This is a genomic window from Amycolatopsis sp. MtRt-6, assembly GCF_017308975.1.
GTDB lineage: Bacteria > Actinomycetota > Actinomycetes > Mycobacteriales > Pseudonocardiaceae > Amycolatopsis.
In genome coordinates this window covers 1-17,733 of record NZ_JADWPD010000019.1, presented here as the reverse complement: position 1 = coordinate 17,733, position 17,733 = coordinate 1, and the positions used below count along the sequence as shown (strand labels likewise).

Genomic DNA, 17,733 nt, shown 5'->3' with positions numbered 1-17,733 from the left:
GACCTCACCTGAAGATGCTCGCCCCGGACACCGGGGTGAACCGCGCCTGGAAGAACCTCAGGTGCCGCGGTTCGGTCTCGAACCGCAGCCCGCGGGCGATCCGGTCGCGGTCGCGGTGGACGGCGATGACGGCGTCGGCGACCAGGTCGATGTGGGCCCGGGTGTACACGCGGCGCGGGATGGCCAGGCGCAGGAGTTCCAGACGCGGCAAGCGGTTCTCGCCGGTGACCGGGTCGCGGCCGGCCGTCACGGCGCCGCGCTCGACGCCGCGGACCCCGGCCTGCAGGTACGTCGCGCAGGCGAGCGTCTGGGCGGGGAACTCCGTCCGCGGGACGTGCGGGAGCGCGGCCGCCGCGTCGACGCAGACGCAGTGCCCGCCGAACGGGCGCACGACCGGCACCCCCGCGTCGGCCAGGCGTTCGCCGAGGTACTCGACCTGGGCCACGCGGGCCCGGATGTGGTTTTCGTCGACCGACTCGGCGATGCCCGCCGCGATGGCTTCCATGTCACGGCCGGCCATGCCGCCGTAGGTGTGCAGACCCTCGTACAGCACCACGAGTCCGCGGGCCTGCTCGGCCAGCGCGGGATCGCGCAGCGCGAGCCAGCCGCCGATGTTGGCGAGCGAGTCCTTCTTGGCGGACATGACCGCGCCGTCGGTCGGGGCGCACAGCGCGCGCAGGATGTCCGCCACCGTGCGGCGGGCCCAGCCGGGTTCGCGCTGCTTGACGAACCAGGCGTTCTCCACCGCGCGGGCGGTGTCGAGGAACACCGGGATCCCGTGCGCGTGCGCCAGTTCGCACGTTTCGGTCAGGTTCGCGACGCTGATCGGCTGCCCGCCCGCCATGTTGACCGTCGCGGCGAGCGAAACGTACGGGATCGCCGCCGCCCCGAACTCGCCGATCACGGCCTTCAGCTTGCCGAGGTCGACGTCGCCCTTGAACGGGTACGCCGAATCCGGGTCGTGGGCTTCGTCGACGATGACGTCGTGGAAGACCGCCCCGTTCAGTTCCTGGTGGGCGCGCGTGCTGGGGAAGTACATGTTGCCGGGAATGTGCGTGCCGGGCCGGATCAGGCAGCGGGACAGGATGTTCTCGCCGCCGCGGCCCTGGTGCACCGGGATCACGTGCTCGTAGCCGTAGAAAGCGCGCACGGCCTCCTCGAAGACGTAGAAGCTGCGGGCCCCGGCGTAGGCTTCGTCGCCGTGCAGCAGCGCCGACCACTGCCGGTCCGACATCGCGTTCGTGCCGGAGTCGGTGAACAGGTCCACGTAGACGTCCTCCGCGCGCAGCAGGCACGGGTTCCAGCCTGCCGCGCGCAACGCCGCTTCACGGTCGTCACGGGTGGTGGCGCGCAGCGGCTCGACCATCTTGACGCGCCACGGTTCCGGTGGGTAGACGGGCATGTCAGACTCCCTCGCGTTGCCGGGACAGCCGGGTGAGCAGCGGGCCGGTCATCGCCGTGGTCACCAGGGCCATCACGACCAGCGCGGTGTAGAGCGCGCCGTCGATGAGGCCCAGGTTCAGGCCGATGCCGGCGAACACGATCTCGGTGACGCCGCGGGTGTTCATCAGCACCGCGAACACCCCGGCCGGGTGCGGGTCCAGCCCGCCACAGCGCGCGCCCAGGTACGCGCCGCCGAGCTTCCCCGCCACGGCGACGCCGACGACCGCGGCGATGTCCGCGGCCAGCCCCGCGTCGAGCAGGCGCAGGTCGACCGCCCGCCCGGTGAGCACGAAGTACAGCGGCACCAGCAGCGAGCCGGCCGGCGCGAGCAGCGCGGCGGGATCGAGTGCCGGGACGGCGTGGCCGAGGACGATGCCCGCGAAGAAGGCGCCGATCGCCGGGTGCAGGCCGGCGGCCTCGGTGCCCGCCGCGGCCGCGCAGGCCAGCCCGGCCAGCACCGCCGTCGCCGACGGCCGGGACAGCCGGGCGGCCCAGCGGCGGAACCGGTCGCGAGCCAGCCACGGCACCGCCACGAACGCGACCAGAACCGGCCACGCCGGCGTCGCGGACCAGCCGTGCCAGGACGCGGCGGCGACGGCGAGCGCCGTCCACGCGGCGACGTCGGAGACGGCGGCCGCGCTGAGGGCGCGCTGCCCGGTGACCGCGTCGGACAGGCCGCGTTCGGCGAGGATCCGGGCCAGCACGGGCAACGCCGTGACCGCCAGCGCGGCCGCGACGACGATGACGAACGCCCCGGAGCCGGCCCGGGCGTGCCGCTGGGCGAGCCACACCGCCAGCACCACCCCCAGCGCGAACGGGACCAGGGTCGCGCCCAGGGCCGGGACCACCGCCGACTTCAGCCGGACGCGGGTCATCGACGGTGCCAGGTGGGCACCGGCGGCGAAGAGGAACAGCACCAGGCCGAGCTGGGCGAGCGCGGTGAGCGCGAGGCCGGCCGGCTCCGGCAGCAGGCGCAGGAGGGGCGCGAGGGCCACCCCGCACAGGATCTCCCCGAACACCGCGGGCTGGCCGAGCCGGACCGCGGCCGCCCCGGCGAGCCGGGCCAGGCCGAGCACCACAGCGAAGGCAGCGAGCAGGATCGCGAGCTCAGGCATCGGGCACCTGCCACCGCCGGCCGTCCGAAGTAGACACCAGCCCGCCGGGGAACATCGGCGGCTCCTCGCCCGCGTCGGCCCCGAGCAGGCCGCGCAGCTGCAGGTGCGCGCCTTCGGCGAGCACGTCCCCGAAGGCGTCGAAATCCCCGGACGACACCCCGCCGACGAGATCGGCGAACGCCGCGCGGTCGTCGCCACCGTCGCCATCGCGACCGGTGACGTGCCCATCAACAACGTGGTGCGCGTACCGGAAGTAGGCGCGCTGGTCGGACGCGAGCCGGTAGAAGCCGCGCAGGAAGTCCCGGAACACCCCGAACTCACGGCGGTAACGCGCTTCGAACTCGGCGAAGCACCGGTCTTCGGGCACCAGCCCGGCCAGGGTGCTGTTGATCGACCGGGCGGCCAGCAGCGCGCTGTAGGTGGCCAGGTGGACCCCTGAGGAGAAGACCGGGTCGATGAAGCAGGCAGCGTCGCCCACCAGCACCATGCCGGGGCAGTACAGCGAAGTCCGGTCGTAGGAGTAGTCCTTGCGCACCCGCAGCCGGTCGTACGGCGGTTCGGTGGCCGGCCGCGCGTCCCGGAGGAACTCGGCGATCAGCGGGCAATCGGCGATCAGGCCGCGGAACGCCGCCTCCCGGTCGCCTTGCACGCGGGCCGCGCACTCCTGCCGGACGACCGCGCCGACGCTGGTCAGGGTGGCCGACAGCGGGATGTACCAGAACCAGCCGGCGTCGAAGGCGACGCAGAGGATGTTGCCCGCGTCCGGCTCCGGCAGCCGGGCGCCGCCGCGGAAGTACCCGAAGAGCGCCACGTTGCGGAAGTCCGGGGAGTATTCGCGGGTGCCGCCGGCGTCGTGGTGCAGCCGGCTGGTGTGCCCGGAGGCGTCGACGACGAAGCGGGCCGTCGCGATCCGTTCGCGGCCGGCCTCGTCGAGGTAGCGGACGCCGGTGATCCGGCCGCCGTCCCGCACCGTGCCGACGGCCCGGTGCCCTTCGCGGACGTCGGCCCCGAGCCGCCGCGCGCCGCGCAGCAGGATCGTGTCGAACCGGGTGCGTTCGACCTGGTAGGCGTAGGAGGTCGGCCCCGCCATGCGGTCCGAGGCGGCGAAAGCGAACGTCCACGGCTCGGGGCTGCTCCCCCAGCGGAACGCGCCGCCGCGCTTGCGGACGAACCCGGCGCGCTCGATCTCGTCCCGCACGCCGAGCAACGCGCAGACGCCGTGGACGGTGGCCGGGAGCAGCGACTCGCCGATCCGGTACCGCGGCAGGTGTTCCTGCTCCAGCAGCAGGACGCGGTGGCCGTCGGCCGCGACCAGCCCGGCCGCGGTCGACCCACCGGGCCCGCCGCCGACGACGATGACGTCGTAACCGGTCATGACGCACCGCCTTCCATGCTGTCGGGGACGAGTTCGGCGAGCCGGGCGACGGTGCGGCGGCGCAGGACGTCGCGCAGCGAACACGGCACCCCGCGGGCCCGCAGCCGCGCGGCCAGCGCCGCGGCGGAGAGGCTGTGCCCGCCGAGGGCGAAGAAATCGCTGCTCGGGGCCACCGAAGTCACCCCGAGCTGGCTGCGGAACGCGGCCGCGACGACCGCCTCGGCGCGGGTCATCGGCGCCGGGCGCCGCGCGATCCGGGTGGCGGTGCGGCCAGTCTTCGCGGTGCGGCCAGTCTGCACAGTGCGGCCAGTCTGCACAGTGCGGTCGATCTTGCCGGCGCGGTCGATCTTGCCGGTGCGCCCGACCGGCAGGGCGTCGGCTTCGACGACGACGGGCACGAGGTATTCGGGCAGCCTGCGGCGAAGCCGCTCGCGCAGGTCCTCCGGCGTTCCCGCGTCGAGGACGACGTAGGCGACCAGGGCGCCGTTCTCGCCGCGGACCAGGGCCTGCCGCACCCCGGGCAGCGCGAGCAGGGCGTGTTCGGCTTCGGCGGGCTCGACGCGGTGACCGCGGATCTTGACCTGGTCGTCGAACCGGCCCAGCCAGCGCAGCGTGCCGTCGGGCTCGCACCGGCACCGGTCGCCGGTGCGGTACCAGCGTTGCGGCGGGGACCCGAACCGTTCGGCCGTCAGCGCGGCGTCGCCGAAGTAGCCCAGCGCGAGCGACGCCCCGCCGACCAGCAGCTCACCGGCTTCCCCGACCGGCACCGGCCGCCGGTGGTGCGGATCCACGACCTGGACGGTGGTGTTGGCGATCGGCCGGCCGATCGACGGCGTTTCCCGGTCGGCCACCCGACAGCAGGTGGTGAACACCGTGCATTCGGTCGGGCCGTACAGGTTGACCGCCGTCAGGTCCGGGGTCTCGCGCAGCCGCGTCCACAACGATTGCGGGACGGCTTCGCCGCCCATCAGCAGCATCCGCGGGCGGGTGTCCTCGGCGAGCAGGCCCGCGTCGACGAGCCCGGACAGCTGCGCCGGGACGGCTTCCACCACGGCGAGCCGCCGCTCGCGGACGAACCGGACGTAGCGCTCGGGATCGGTGCGGACGTCCTCGGGTACCAGGTGCACCTCGTGCCCGCCGACCAGCCACAGCAACGGGTCCCACGCGGCGTCGAACGCCGGCGGCAGGCCGTGCGCCACCCGCTGCCGCTCGCCGCCGGCCGGGAACAGCCGGGCGGCGAGCTCGCAGTACAGGTTGACCAGGCTCCGGTGTCCCACCACGACACCCTTGGGCCGTCCGGTGGAGCCGGAGGTGTAGACGATGTACGCCGGATCTCCCGGGCGGGGGCCGGTGACCGCGTCCCCCTGCTCGGGGCGCGCGGCGAGTTCGCGGCGCCAGTTCTCCGGTGTCAGCGCCACGTCCGCGTCGGCGGCGAGCTCGGCCACGTCGGTGAGCAGCACCGCCGGACGCGCCTCGGCGAGGATCAGCGCGCGCCGGGCCGGCGGCAGCCCCGGGTCCAGGGGCAGGTACACCGCGCCCGCCTTGGCGACGGCGAGGGGCGCGAGCACGGCCAGCACGGACCGGGTCATCGCGCACGCGACCACCGAGCCGGGCACCGCCCCGGCCGCGCGCAGCGCGTTCGCCAGCCGGGCACTCCACCGGCACAGGTCGCCGAAGCTCCAGGCGACGTCGTCGGCCACCAGCGCCGTCCGCCCGGGAAACGCCCGCGCGCGCAGCTCGAACAGTTCCTGCCACCCCACCTGCGGCACGAAGCGCCGCCCACCCCCGACCACGCTCGGCGGCAGATCAGGCATCGCGTGCCCCCGCCGCGACGACGTCCCGTTCGACCCGGCGCATCCACGTCCAGAACCCGGCGCCGCCGCCCGGGGCGAGCAGCCCCAGGTGGCCGCCGGGGACCGTCGCGGCGAGGAAGGCCCCGGTCGTCCAGTCCCGCCACGCCTCGGTCGCGTCCTCGGTCGTGACGGGGTCGTCCTCGCCGCACAGCGCGGCGAGCGGGCACCGCACCGGCGTCCCGGCCGGACCCCGGTAGGCGGCGGTCAGGGCGACGTCGCGCCGCAGGAGGTCCACGGCGTACGCCCAGACCTCGAAGGACGCGCGGTTGCCCAGGCCGGGAACGAACCCTTCGCCGCCCAGCACCTCGGGCAGGCTGTCCTCGCCGAGCTGCCGGTACCGCCCGCGGACCCGCCGCTGCGGCGCCGGCGCCCCGGCGACGACCACGGCCGCGGGCAGCGGGCCGCAGCGGGTGCGCAGCCGCTGGGCCAGCTCCACCGCGACGAACGCCCCCATGCTGAACCCGGCCACGACGGTGCGCCGCACCCACGCGGGGTCCCGGATGAGCAGCTCGCCGGTGAGGTGCTCGGCCAGCTGTTCCAGCGACGCGGGCGGCGGCACGTCCAGCCGGTCGCCCCGGCCCGGGTACTCCGCGGCCCACACCTCGGCGCCACCCGCCGCGGCGGCGACGTGGCGCAGCGTGCCGACAGTGCCACCGGCCGGCGGGAGAAGCAGATATCGGCACTCGCCGTCGCCGAGCCGTTCCCCCGTGGACAATGACCTGATGGCAGCGGGCATGACAAATCCTTCGGTGTACCGCGTCGGCGTTTTTCCCGATTTTCCAAAAAGGAAAACCGGCCTTGGTGCCGCCATTGTGGAATGGCGATGGAATTTCACAGGCGGCGACCGCCAACGTCTTCGGTTTCCTGCGATCGCGGGGGACCGTGTCCAGCTACCTCCGTCAACCGATGTCGATCATCGCCTGCCCCGAAAAGATACGACTCGACCAGAGCAACGTCCATAACGGTTCGGTCGCGTTGCCGGAAATTAACCTCAGTCCACCCAGGACTGGGCAATACTCCCCCGCCGGGGTGATATTCCGGGGAGACCCGTAGCTTCGAAGGATATTCATCTTCGACCGGGCCCGGAATTGCGAACCGCGACGGTGACCGAAGCGGGACGGCGAGTGCGGACCGCGACCCACCGCGAGGGTGCCCGGCGGTGGCCCGCGCGTGCTCGAAGCCGGGCCGGGTCGGTCCGCACTACGCGGAGCGCGGGATTCGAAGCGGGTGGTGCCGCGGAAGGGTCGGCGGTGTGGCCGGGACACGGCCGGCCCGACTCGGAGGGATACCACGTTGAGTTATGTCACCGCTTCTGACGGGGCGCGGATCTTCTACAAGGACTGGGGTGCCGGCCGTCCGGTCGTGCTCAGCCACGGCTGGCCCCTGAACTCCGACAGCTGGGAGGCCCAGGCTCTGTTCCTGGCCGGGAACGGGTACCGGGTGATCGCCCACGACCGGCGCGGGCACGGCCGCTCCACGCAGACGTGGGACGGCAACGAGATGGACACCTACGCCGACGACCTCGCCGCGTTGCTGGACTTCCTCGACCTGGCCGAGGTCACCCTGGTTGGGTTCTCCACCGGCGGCGGCGAGGTCGCCCGGTACGTCGGCAGGCACGGCACCGGCCGGGTCGCGCAGGTCGCGCTCGTCTCGGCCGTGCCGCCGTTCATGCTGCGCACCGAGGACAACCCGGGCGGGGTGCCGGTGGCGGTGTTCGACGCGATCCGCGCGGGGTCGCTCGCCGACCGGTCCCAGACGTACCAGGACCTGGCCGACGGGCCGTTCTTCGGCCACAACCGGCCGGGCGCGAACGTCTCGCAGGGCATCCGTGACGCGTTCTGGCTGCAGAGCATGGCGTCGGGGCACCGCAGCGCCTACGAGTGCATCGCCGCGTTCTCGGCCACGGACTTCCGCCCGGACCTGGCCGCGATCGACGTCCCCACGCTCGTCGTGCACGGCGACGACGACCAGGTCGTGCCGTTCGAGGTCGGCGGCAAGGCGTCGGCGGAGCTGATCAAGGGCGCGCGGCTGGTGGTCTACCCCGGCGCGCCGCACGGCATCACCGACACCCACAAGGCGCAGCTCGGCAGCGACCTGCTCGCTTTCCTGAAGGAGTACGGGGCATGACCACCATCGTTCTGGTCCACGGGCTGTGGATGACGCCGCGCAGCTGGGAGCACTGGGTGCCGTACTACGAGGCGAAGGGGCACACCGTGCTGACGCCGGCGTACCCGGGCTTCGAGGTCGAGGTGGAGGCACTGCGCGCCGATCCGGCGCCGATCGCCACGGCGACCGTGCCCGAGACGGTGGCCCACCTGGAGAAGGTCATCACCGCGCTGCCGGAGCAGCCGATCATCATCGGGCACTCGTTCGGCGGGACGCTGACCCAGCTGCTGCTCGACCGGGGGCACGGGGCGGCCGGGGTGGTCATCGACTCGGCGCCGCCCGAAGGCATCCGGGTGAACCCGCCGTCGCAGATCAAGTCGTTGTTCCCGATCCTGAACAACCCGGCCAAGCGGCACCAGGCCGCCGGGTTCACCCCGGAGCAGTTCCGCTACGCCTTCACCAACACGCTGTCCAAAGAGGACTCCAGGGCGGCGTACGACCGGTACGCCATCCCGGCGCCGGGCAGCTGGGTGTGGGCGTACGGCCTGCTGGCCAACCTCACCCCCGGCAAGCAGGAGACGTGGGTGAACTTCCGCAACGAGCAGCGGGCTCCACTGCTGTTCATCGCCGGCGGGGCGGACCACATCATGCCGCCGTCGGTGAACAAGTCCAACGCCCGCCACTACAAGGCACCCGGCACGGTCACCGAGTACGTCGAGTTCCCCGGTCGCTCGCACTGGACGTGCGCCGAACCCGGCTGGGAGCAGGTCGCCGACCACGCGCTCGACTGGGCGCTCCGGCACGCCCGGTGACGCGGGTCCGGCTCGGCGACGTGATCCACCCGCACCACGGTTCCCCTCCCCGGCAAACCGTTCCGACCAGTGAGGACATCCCATGAGCCACGACGCGACCGGACTCCGGCGCCGCACGTTCCTGGCCGGTGCGGCCGCCGCCGGGGTGGTGACCGCGGTCGCCGCCCCGGCCGCGGCCGCCGCTTCCCCCGGCGGTCCGAAACCGACCATCGTCCTGGTGCACGGCGCGTTCGCCGACGCCTCCGGCTGGAACGACGTCGTCCACCGGCTGTTGTGCGAGGGCTACCCGGTCATCGCGCCGGCGAACCCGCTGCGCGGCATCGCCGCCGACTCCGCCTCCCTGGCGAGCCTGCTCGCCGCGCTCGAAGGCCCGCTCGTGCTCGTCGGCCACTCCTACGGTGGCGTCGTCATCACCAATGCCGCCACCGGCAACCCCCGCGTCAAGGCGCTGGTGTACATCGCGGCGTTCGCTCCCGACGACGGCGACACGGTCGGGGGCCTGCAGAACATGTTCCCCGGCACGAAGCTCGGGCTCGACGCCCTCGACCTGCGGCCGATCACCCTGCCCGACGGAACGCCGAGCCACGACGGCTACGTCAAGAAAGCCGTGTTCCGCGACGTCTTCGCCGGTGACCTGCCGCCGGCGACGACCGCGGTCATGGCGGCCACCCAGCGCCCGGCGAACGTGCGGTCCCTGCAGGAGCTGTCCGGGCCGCCGGCGTGGCGGACCATCCCGTCGTGGTTCCTGGTCGCCCGCGACGACCAGCTCATCCCCGCCGCCGCGCAGCGGTACATGGCGCGGCGAGCGGGTTCGCGCGTCGTCGAGGTGCGCAGCTCGCACGTCGCGATGATGTCCCGGCCGGCCCAGACCGCGGCGATCGTCCTCGCCGCCGCGCGCTGAGCCGGCTCACTCCAGCCGGGACACGTGGGCCAGCCGGCGGCGGGACGTCACGCCGAGCTTCCGGAACACCTTCCGCAGGTGGTAGTCGACGGTGGAAGCGCTGATGAAGAGCTGCTCGGCGATCTCGGCGTTGGTCGCGCCGCGGGCGGCGAGCTTCGCGACCGCGAGTTCCTGCACGGTCAGGTCGCCCGCCGTCTCGGGCGACCGCCGCCGCGCCTTCTCGCCGGTGGCGACCAGTTCCTTGGCGGCTCGCGTGGCGAAGCCGGGTGCCCCCATCCGCTGGAAGATCTCCAGCGCCGTCCGGAGCTGGTCGCGGGCGTCCCGGCGGCGTTTCCGCCGGCGCAGCCATTCTCCGTAGAGCAGGTGGGCGCGCGCGAGGTCGGCGCGCGCGCCCGCTGCGGACAGCAGGGTGACCGCCTCGCGGTAGTACGGCTCGGCGGTGCCGGCCGGGGCGAGCAGGGCACGCGAGCGGGCCAGCACCCCGGCCGCCCAGCCGGTGCCGGCGGCCGTGGCCCGGGGCGTCAGCCTGGCCAGCGCGGCGGCCGCCAGGACCCGGTCACCGCTGCGGACGGCGGCTTCGACGAGGTCGGGCAGGATGCGGGAGTGCACGCTCAGCACATCGGTCTCGGCGACCTCGTGGGCGATCGCGCGGGCCCGCGCGTAGTCGGCCCGCCCGAGGTACAGCACGACCAGGCCGATGCGGACGAGCGACTGGACCGAGCCGCCCCCGAGCCGGCCGGCCGCCTCCAGCGACTCGTGCAACGCGGCGGCGGCGCCGTCGTGGCCGCCGTCGTCGGTGCGCCAGGCCAGCAGTTCCGGCAGGCGGTGGATGGACCACAGCTCGTCCGTCGCCCCGATCGCCGCGCGGACCTGGTTGCACTGCGCCAGCAGGTCCTCGGCCGCGGCCAGGTCGCCGAGGTAGGTCTCCACCGTGGCCGAGCAGTACAACGCGGTCACGAGTGTCCACAGTGCACCGTTCTGCCGCGCGACGTCGACGGCTCGCCGCCACACCGCCCGGTGCCGCTCCGGGTCCCAGAGCAGGATGCTGAGCGTCGTGCCGGCCAGGTGCCGGCGCAGCACGTGCTCGGCGGGGGTCGCCGGGTCCAGCAGCGCGTCGGTGGCTTGCCGGATGTGCGGCACGGCCGGCGCGCAGCCGTCCGTGACCAGCACGGTGAACGCGCGCAACACCAAGTCTCGTAGGGTCGCGTCGCCGGGTGCGCCGGCGGCACGGGCGATCCGCGCCACCGTGGTGTCCTGGATGAGGTGCCCGCCGCGCACGGCGTGCTCGACGGCGTCCACCAGCGCTTCACGGGCGAGTTCGGGCTCCCGTTCGCCGAACGCCGCCGCCGCGTCGAGGCACAGGGCCGAGCCTCCCGCGTACGCTCCCTCGCCGCCGAGCACCACCAGCGTGCTCGCGCGGACGAGCAGCGCCCGGCCCCGCCCGACGTCGCCGACCTGCTCGACGCCGACCGCGTCGAGCAGCTTCAGCGCCTGCACCGGCGCCCCGGCCAGGAGCGCGGCTTCGGCGGCCCCGAGCATCCGGTCGGCGCGAGCCGGCCCCTCGGGAGTCAGCTCGGCGGCCCGGGTCAGGAACGCCGCGCGCGCCGCGTACCCGCCGCGCGCACCGGCCCGGTCGGCCGCCCGTTCCAGCTCGACGGCCACCGTTTCGCCGGGTCCGACGCAGGCGGCGGCCAGGTGCCAGGCCCGCCGGTCCGCGTCGGCCGGCCGGGTGGTCGCGCCGGCGAGCGCGGTGTGCGCCCGCTGCCGCTGCGCGCTGGTCGCCCCGCCGTAGACCGCGGAGCGCACCAGCGGGTGCCGGAATTCGGCGGTGGTGCCGAGCACCAGCAGGCCCGCCGCCTCCGCGGGACCGATGTCGTCCAGCCGGACGCCGAGCTGCGCGGCGGCGTCGGTGATGTAGCCGATGTCGCCGCCGGGCTCGGCCGCCGCCACCAGCAACCACGTCTGGGTCTCCGGCGGCAGCGCACGCACCCGGCGCAGGTAGGTCTCCTCCAGCCGCCTGCCGAGGGGCAGCGGGTCCGGCAGGGACAGCGCCCCGGTCAGGTGGTCGGCCGACAGCTCCTGCCCCAGCAGGGTCAACGCCAGCGGGTTGCCGCCGGTCGCCACCGCGATGCGCGCGGCGACCCGCCGGTCCACCGGCCGGGTCACCACCGCCTGCAGCAGCTCCACCCCGTCGGCCTCGGCCAGGCCGGTCACTTCGAGCACCTCGAGCCCGGCCAGCGCGTCGACGGCGTCGCGCGTGGTGAACAGCAGCCCGAGCCCCTCGGCGTGCAGCCGGCGGCCGACGAAGGCCAGCACGCCCAGGGACTCCTCGTCCAGCCACTGCGCGTCGTCCACACAGCACAGCACCGGCGCGCCGGCGGCGACCTCGGCGAGCAACGTCAGGGTCGCCAGCCCCACCAGGAACCGGTCGGCCGGCGGGCCTTCGGCCTGCCCGCAGGCCACCCGCAACGCGCGGTCCTGCGCCGCGGGCAGGCCACGCGGAGCGCTCAACAGCGGGATCAGCAGCCGGTGCAGTGCCGCGAACGGGAACGCGGTCTCCGCCGCCACCCCGGCCACCCGGACGACCCGCAGGCCCTCGGCCCGCGCGGTGGCGTCGTCGAGCAGGGCGGTCTTGCCGATCCCCGCGTCGCCGCGCAGGACCAGCGCGCCGCTCAACCCGGCACGCACCGTGGCGACCAGCCGGTCGAGGCGCTCGCGTTCGGCTCGGCGGCCGTGGAGCGTCACCGCCGCGGTCCGGTTATTCCGTGGAAGAACACAGGACAAAAGGGTAGAAGCGGGATCAACCGGGAGGACGGCTGTGCGTGCACGCCTCTCGGCTCACCGTGCATCATGGGAGCGCTAACACTGGGAGGGTGCGCCATGCCGTTCGTCCTCGACACCGCGGAACTCCCGGCCGGCGACCGGATCGAGGCCGTGCACGCGGCGATGCAGGAGGCGTCCGCACCCTGCTACGTCATCCACGAAGACCCCGGGGGCGACGTCCACGCGCTCATGGGGGTCTGGGAACTCGGCCCCGCCAACATCTTCACCAACCGCGCCTCGGGCATCCGGCTGTCCCGCACGGCCAAGCAGGCCAAGCAGGACGTCGAGCCGGTGGTCGCCCTGTCGGTCCAGCTGCTCGCCGACGGCCGGCGGGAACAGCTGTCCGCGCGGGAGGTGGTCAAGCCGGGCGAACTGATGGCGATGGACCTGTCGGCACCCTACGAGTTCTCCTGGTCCGGCACCGGCGCCGCGGGCTGCGTCCAGATCCGGTTCGAGCAGCTCGGCCTTCCGGTCGACGTCATCCGCGACGCCACCGGCAACCTGCGCGCCAGCCCGCTCAACCGGCTGTTCACCGACCACGTCAGCCACCTGGTCGCCGACGCCGGCCGCCTCAGCGCCGACGCCGGAGCCGCCGCGCTCGGCACCGCCACTGTCGAACTGGCCCGCGCGCTGCTCATCTCGGCCGCGCACCCCGGCCGGCACACCGCCGAGGTCCTGCACCAGACGCTGCTGACCCGGGTGCGCGCGTATGTGCGCCGGCACCTCACCGACCCGGCCCTCCGCCCGGCGACGATCGCGGCCGCGCACAACGTCTCCCTGCGCTACCTGTACAAGATCTGCGCGGAGGCGGGCTTCAGCCTCGAACAGTGGATCATCGGCGAACGGCTGGCGGGCGCCCGCGCGGACCTCGTCCGCCCGAGCAGCCGCGGCCACACCATCGCGGTGATCGCCCGGCGGTGGGGCTTCAGCGACCCGACCCACTTCACCCGGCGGTTCCGCGCGGCGTACGACATCACGCCGGGCGAGTGGCGGCGCAGCGGAACGCCGCGATAACGGCTCACCTGCTCAACCGGGCGATTTCGCGGTGCAGGCCGGGGATGTGCGTCTCGCTCTCCGGCTTCATCAGGACGCTGCGCAGGATCCGGCCCCGGGGGACGTCCTCGCGCACCGCGTGACCTCGGCGGGCGAGGTCGGCGCCGGTGACCGTGTACGTCGCCACGAACAGCGCCTGCTCCGGAGGGCGACGCATCCCGGCCTCGAGCACGTGGGCGCTGACGCGGTCGATCTCGGAAAGCGTGTCGCGGGCGGGGAAGTAGCTGACGATGTCGAGCTGCGGACGCTGGAACAACGCCAGCTCGGCACCGCCGGCGATCAGGTCTGCCCAGGCGAGCGCGGCGCGGCGCCCGGGCCGGAGCACCGCGCCGAGCCCGTCCGGGGTCAGGGGCAGGACCCGCGACGTCAGCCACAGTGCCGCGGCCGCGGCACCGGCCCGGGAGCATTCGAGGGAGATTTCCCCGAGGTGCAGCTCGTCGGAGGTGAAGTACGTGTACGGCGAGTCGTGCAGGTAGAGGCCGGCGACCGACGGGTCGCGGAAGAGCACGGCACCGCAGCCGTAGGGCTGCAGCCCGTGCTTGTGCGGGTCGATGACCACCGAATCGGCGTCGGCGATGGCGCGGAACGGCGCCGAGGCCACGCCGTCGGCGGTGTCGTCGGCGATGAGCCGGAAGAACCCGCCGTAGGCCGCGTCCACGTGCACCCGGGCGCCGTACCGGCGGGCGAGGGTGACGATCTCGCCGACGGGGTCGACGGCACCGAGGCCCGTCGTCCCGGTGGTCGCGACCACCGTGCCGACGCGGCCGGTGCGGAGCAGGTCTTCGAGCGCGTCCAGGTCGAGGGTCCCGGCCGCGGTGACGGCCACCGGGACGGCCTCGATCCCGAGCACGTGGCTCATCCGGCCGTGGGTGTAGTGGGCGTCGGCGCTGTGCGCGATCGCCCGGCCCGGGTGCGTCTGGCGGGCGACGAACAGGGCCTCCAGGTTCGCGATCGTCCCGCTGCTGGTCAGGTGTCCCAGGTGCTGGGGCAGGCCGAACATCGCCGCCAGGTCCGCGACCACCTCCTTCTCCATGGCCGCGGTGGCGGGACCGCCGTCGAGGGCGTGGTTGTTCGGGTTGATCAGCATCGCGCTCAGGTAGCCGGCGACGGCCGCCGGGTGGGGCGGCTTGAGCATCTGCCCGACGTACCGGGGGTGGAAGAACGGGTAGTTGTCCCGCAGGCGGCGGTGCAGGTCCGCGGCCGCCTCCCGGAACCGTTCGAGCGGCACGTCCTGGGCGGGGTGCGGGTCGTAGCCGCCGTACTCGGACATCCAGGCCCCGACATCGCGGACGGCGTCGCCGAGCACCGCCGCGAGCTCCGCGAAACCGGCCGGCCCCGCACGCAGGACACCCTCGTTTTCGTTCATCGGCACATAATTATGTTTACATAACTATCGGGTAGCGTAAAGGGGTGCCGCTCCCCCAGCCTCCGGACCCGTACGCCGACCTGGCCGACCTCGTGCTCAACGTCGCGCGCCTGATCCGCCTGCGCACCCCGGCCGAGCCGGACGTCGTACCGCTCACCGCCACCGAGCGCCAGGTCATGCGCATCGTGGACCTGGACCCGGGGTGCGCACCGAGCCGCATCGCCGAGCGCGCCGGCTTGCAGCGCACGAACGTCAGCACGGCCCTCCGCGGCCTCGAAGCCAAGGGCATGCTGACGCGCTCGGGCCACGGCCGGACCGTGACGGTGCACCCCACCGAGCTGGCCCGGACCAACCTCGAAGTCCTCCGCGGCGCCTGGTCGGAGCTTCTGGCAGGCCTGCTCGACGACATCGACCCGGCCGAGATTGCGCGGTGCAACGAGACCCTCGCCCGGCTGGAGCGGCGCTTCGCCGGCGACGGGGCCGGCCGGGCGGCACTTCTTGCGCAACCTCGGCCGCCCGGTCCGGCAAGCGCTTGAGCTGCCTCCTTTCCGCGGTACGAACCTGCCGACGACCTGCCGTCCGAGTGCGGCGAGCACCTCGTCCGCCGCGTCGAGAGCCGCACCGCCGTCTTCAGCTCGGCCCCGATGGCGCACGCCGCTTCCGTGGCACGCGCGAAGTCCGGCTCAGGCCGCGGTGCGCAGCGGCCGGACCGCCCGGACTTCTCACGACGGAAGGCCTTTCGAGGAGGAGAACAGGGTGCTCCGCCGTGCATTGAAAGCGCTTTCTCAAAGTGACCGACAAAACGCAAGGTGACCGGCGGTCACACCGTGTCGAGAGAAGAAATATCTCCACTTCACCGCCGTAAACGAATGTTTCGCACGGCGCTTCAGCCGAACACCCCGGTTGGCCGAACGGGGTTACCCCGTTGGCCGCGTCGACTTCACCGCCGCCTCGGGTAGCGTCGGTCGGTCGCCCCGGGATCGAAAGCGTCAACGAGCGGAGGCCCGTTGAAAATCCTGCTGCTGTGCTCCGCGTTCAACGGTCTCAGCCAACGCGCCTGGCTCCAGCTGCGCGGCCGCGGCCACCACGTCACGGTGCGGACCGTGCGCGATCCGCAGGACATCGCCGCCGCGGTTGCGGCAGGCGATCCCGACTTGATCATCTGCCCGTTCCTGCGCCGGCGCGTTCCCGAGGGGGTCTGGCGCCGCTACCGCACGATCGTCATCCACCCCGGTCCGGAAGGGGATCGCGGCCCGTCCGCGCTCGACTGGGCGATCATGGACGCCGAACCTCGCTGGGGCGTCACCGCCCTGCAGGCGACCGGGGAGCTCGACGGCGGGCCAGTCTGGGGCACCCGGGTGTTCCGGATGCCGGCCGACCCGCCGCGCAAGAGCACGCTCTACAACACCGAGGTGTCCGACGCCGCGCTGAGCCTCATCGACGAAGTCGTGACCAAGGCCGGAGACCCCGGGTTCGCGCCCCGGCGGCAGGACAGCCGGGCGGGCGCGGACCGGCCCCTGGTCCGGCAAGCCGACCGGGCCTTCTCCTGGGGTGACCCGACCGGCCACATCCTGCGTCGCGTCCGCGCCGCGGACGGCCGGCCCGGCGTGCACACCGAGCTGGCCGGTGTCCCGGTCGCCGTGTTCGACGCCCATCCCGGGGACGCCGGGCCCGGCGAGCCCGGCACCATCGCGGCACGCTCGCGCAGTGCCGTGCTGGTCCGGACCGGCGACGGCGCGCTGTGGATCGGTCATGCGCGGCGGCTGGCACCCGAAGCCCCGGGCACGACGGTCAAGCTCCCCGCCGTTCTCGCCCTCGGGGACCGGGTTCCCCCCGTGCCGCGGATCGCCGCGCCGCCCGGCCTGCGGGACATCGGCTACCGGCGGGCAGGCCGGGTCGGCTTGGTGCGCTTCGCGTGCTACAACGGCGCGATGTCCACGGCCCAGTGCCGCCGGCTCGGCGCGGCCGTGCGCTACGCCTCGGCGCAGGACACCGACGTCCTGGTCCTGGCCGGCGGCGAGGTGTTCTCCAACGGCCTGCACCTGGGTGTCATCGACGCGCACCCGGATCCCGCGGCGGAAGCCTGGCGGAACATCACCGCGATCGACGACCTCTGCCGGGACATCATCGGCTGCACCCGCCAGGTCGTGGTCTCCGCGCTCGCCGGCGACGCCGGCGCGGGCGGGGTCATGCTGGCTCTCGGCGCCGACAAGGTGATCGCCCGGGACGGCGTCCTGCTCAACCCGCACTACCGGAAGATGGGTCTCTACGGCTCGGAATACTGGACCTACGTGCTGCCGCACCGGGTCGGCGAAGCACAGGCACACCGGCTGACCACCGACTGCGAGCCGATCACCGCCGCCGAAGCCGCCGGGATCGGGATCATCGACCGGCTCGCCGCGAGCGACCGCGCGGCCTTCGTCGCGAACGCACTGGCCTACGCCACCGAACTCGCCGCCGGCGGCCACGCGAAGGCCCTGATCAGCCGCAAGCGGGCGACCCGGGAAGCCGACGAGCAACGCCGCCCGCTGGAGACCTACCGGATCCGGGAGCTCGCCGAGATGAGCCACGACATCTTCGACGACCGCCACGGTTTCGCCCACGCCCGGCGCGCCTTCCTCACCGGCCGGCCCGCCGACCCGGCACCACCGGAACCGCCCCGGCTGCCGGTCCCCCGCCGGCCCCCGAAGACACCCGTCGGCTGACCGCGGCCGGCGGGTCCGGTGGGCACGGCCGGCGAAGGCGGCAGGTCACGGCGGGCTCGCGGGACAACGCCGGCCTCGGCTGACTGTCTTCCCAGAGGACTCGGCGGCGGAGCCTACGCCGAAGTGGCACATCATTGTGCCATTTGGCCCTAGGGTCCGGCAGCACGGCGGGGGGCCCGGG

13 protein-coding genes are annotated in these 17,733 nt (G+C 73.8%); 6 read left to right on the top strand and 7 right to left on the bottom strand.

Going from position 1 to position 17,733, the window contains the following annotated elements; all coding sequences use genetic code 11:
• Positions 1-4 precede the first annotated feature (4 nt).
• The 5 genes from I4Q55_RS28575 to I4Q55_RS28555 are packed head-to-tail and all read right to left on the bottom strand — an operon-like array spanning position 5 to position 6,522.
• The gene (locus tag I4Q55_RS28575) at positions 5-1,402 is read right to left on the bottom strand and encodes a tryptophanase (RefSeq protein WP_206791914.1); all 1,398 of its coding nucleotides are present in this window, start codon (positions 1,400-1,402) and stop codon (positions 5-7) included.
• 1 nt (position 1,403) lies between these two features.
• On the bottom strand, positions 1,404-2,558 hold the full coding sequence (locus tag I4Q55_RS28570) for a cation:proton antiporter (protein ID WP_206791911.1): 1,155 nt from the start codon (positions 2,556-2,558) through the stop codon (positions 1,404-1,406).
• Entirely contained in the window at positions 2,551-3,933 is a 1,383-nt protein-coding gene (locus tag I4Q55_RS28565; RefSeq protein WP_206791910.1) for a tryptophan 7-halogenase, read from the bottom strand. Before I4Q55_RS28565 ends, I4Q55_RS28570 begins: the two co-directional genes overlap by 8 nt.
• Positions 3,930-5,747, bottom strand: coding sequence for an amino acid adenylation domain-containing protein (locus I4Q55_RS28560; RefSeq protein WP_206791909.1), 1,818 nt, complete (start codon positions 5,745-5,747; stop codon positions 3,930-3,932). Before I4Q55_RS28560 ends, I4Q55_RS28565 begins: the two co-directional genes overlap by 4 nt.
• Positions 5,740-6,522, bottom strand: coding sequence for a thioesterase II family protein (locus tag I4Q55_RS28555; protein WP_206791908.1), 783 nt, complete (start codon positions 6,520-6,522; stop codon positions 5,740-5,742). The genes I4Q55_RS28560 and I4Q55_RS28555 overlap by 8 nt, the downstream gene beginning before the upstream one ends.
• A 557-nt stretch (positions 6,523-7,079) precedes the next feature.
• Between I4Q55_RS28555 and I4Q55_RS28550 the strand changes: the two genes are divergently transcribed.
• The 3 genes from I4Q55_RS28550 to I4Q55_RS28540 all read left to right on the top strand — a co-directional run bounded on the left by I4Q55_RS28550 (position 7,080) and on the right by I4Q55_RS28540 (position 9,605).
• Positions 7,080-7,913: an alpha/beta fold hydrolase gene (locus I4Q55_RS28550; protein ID WP_206791907.1), complete on the top strand. Its 834-nt coding sequence runs from the start codon at positions 7,080-7,082 to the stop codon at positions 7,911-7,913.
• Positions 7,910-8,704, top strand: coding sequence for an alpha/beta hydrolase (locus tag I4Q55_RS28545; RefSeq protein WP_206791906.1), 795 nt, complete (start codon positions 7,910-7,912; stop codon positions 8,702-8,704). Before I4Q55_RS28550 ends, I4Q55_RS28545 begins: the two co-directional genes overlap by 4 nt.
• 82 nt (positions 8,705-8,786) lie before the next feature.
• A complete protein-coding gene (locus I4Q55_RS28540) occupies positions 8,787-9,605 on the top strand; it encodes an alpha/beta fold hydrolase (RefSeq protein WP_206791905.1) in 819 nt (272 codons plus the stop codon).
• 6 nt (positions 9,606-9,611) lie between these two features.
• Here I4Q55_RS28540 and I4Q55_RS28535 read toward each other — a convergent pair whose 3' ends face one another.
• Positions 9,612-12,350: a helix-turn-helix transcriptional regulator gene (locus I4Q55_RS28535; protein WP_206791904.1), complete on the bottom strand. Its 2,739-nt coding sequence runs from the start codon at positions 12,348-12,350 to the stop codon at positions 9,612-9,614.
• A gap of 135 nt (positions 12,351-12,485) precedes the next feature.
• On the opposite strand from I4Q55_RS28535, the gene I4Q55_RS28530 reads away from it, so the two are divergent.
• Positions 12,486-13,442, top strand: a complete 957-nt coding sequence (locus I4Q55_RS28530; RefSeq protein WP_206791902.1) for a helix-turn-helix domain-containing protein — start codon at positions 12,486-12,488, stop codon at positions 13,440-13,442.
• Between the two features lie 4 nt (positions 13,443-13,446).
• Here I4Q55_RS28530 and I4Q55_RS28525 read toward each other — a convergent pair whose 3' ends face one another.
• Complete coding sequence (locus tag I4Q55_RS28525; protein ID WP_206792108.1) at positions 13,447-14,751, bottom strand: aminotransferase class V-fold PLP-dependent enzyme; 1,305 nt, start codon at positions 14,749-14,751, stop codon at positions 13,447-13,449.
• A gap of 140 nt (positions 14,752-14,891) precedes the next feature.
• Here I4Q55_RS28525 and I4Q55_RS28520 point away from each other — a divergent pair, with 140 nt between their 5' ends.
• Positions 14,892-15,383 carry a MarR family winged helix-turn-helix transcriptional regulator gene (locus I4Q55_RS28520; protein WP_206791901.1) on the top strand — a complete coding sequence of 164 codons (492 nt, stop codon included), beginning with the start codon at positions 14,892-14,894 and terminating at the stop codon, positions 15,381-15,383.
• Positions 15,384-15,854: 471 nt separating this feature from the next.
• Positions 15,855-17,552, top strand: coding sequence for an enoyl-CoA hydratase-related protein (locus I4Q55_RS28515; protein ID WP_242546933.1), 1,698 nt, complete (start codon positions 15,855-15,857; stop codon positions 17,550-17,552).
• Positions 17,553-17,733 lie beyond the last annotated feature (181 nt).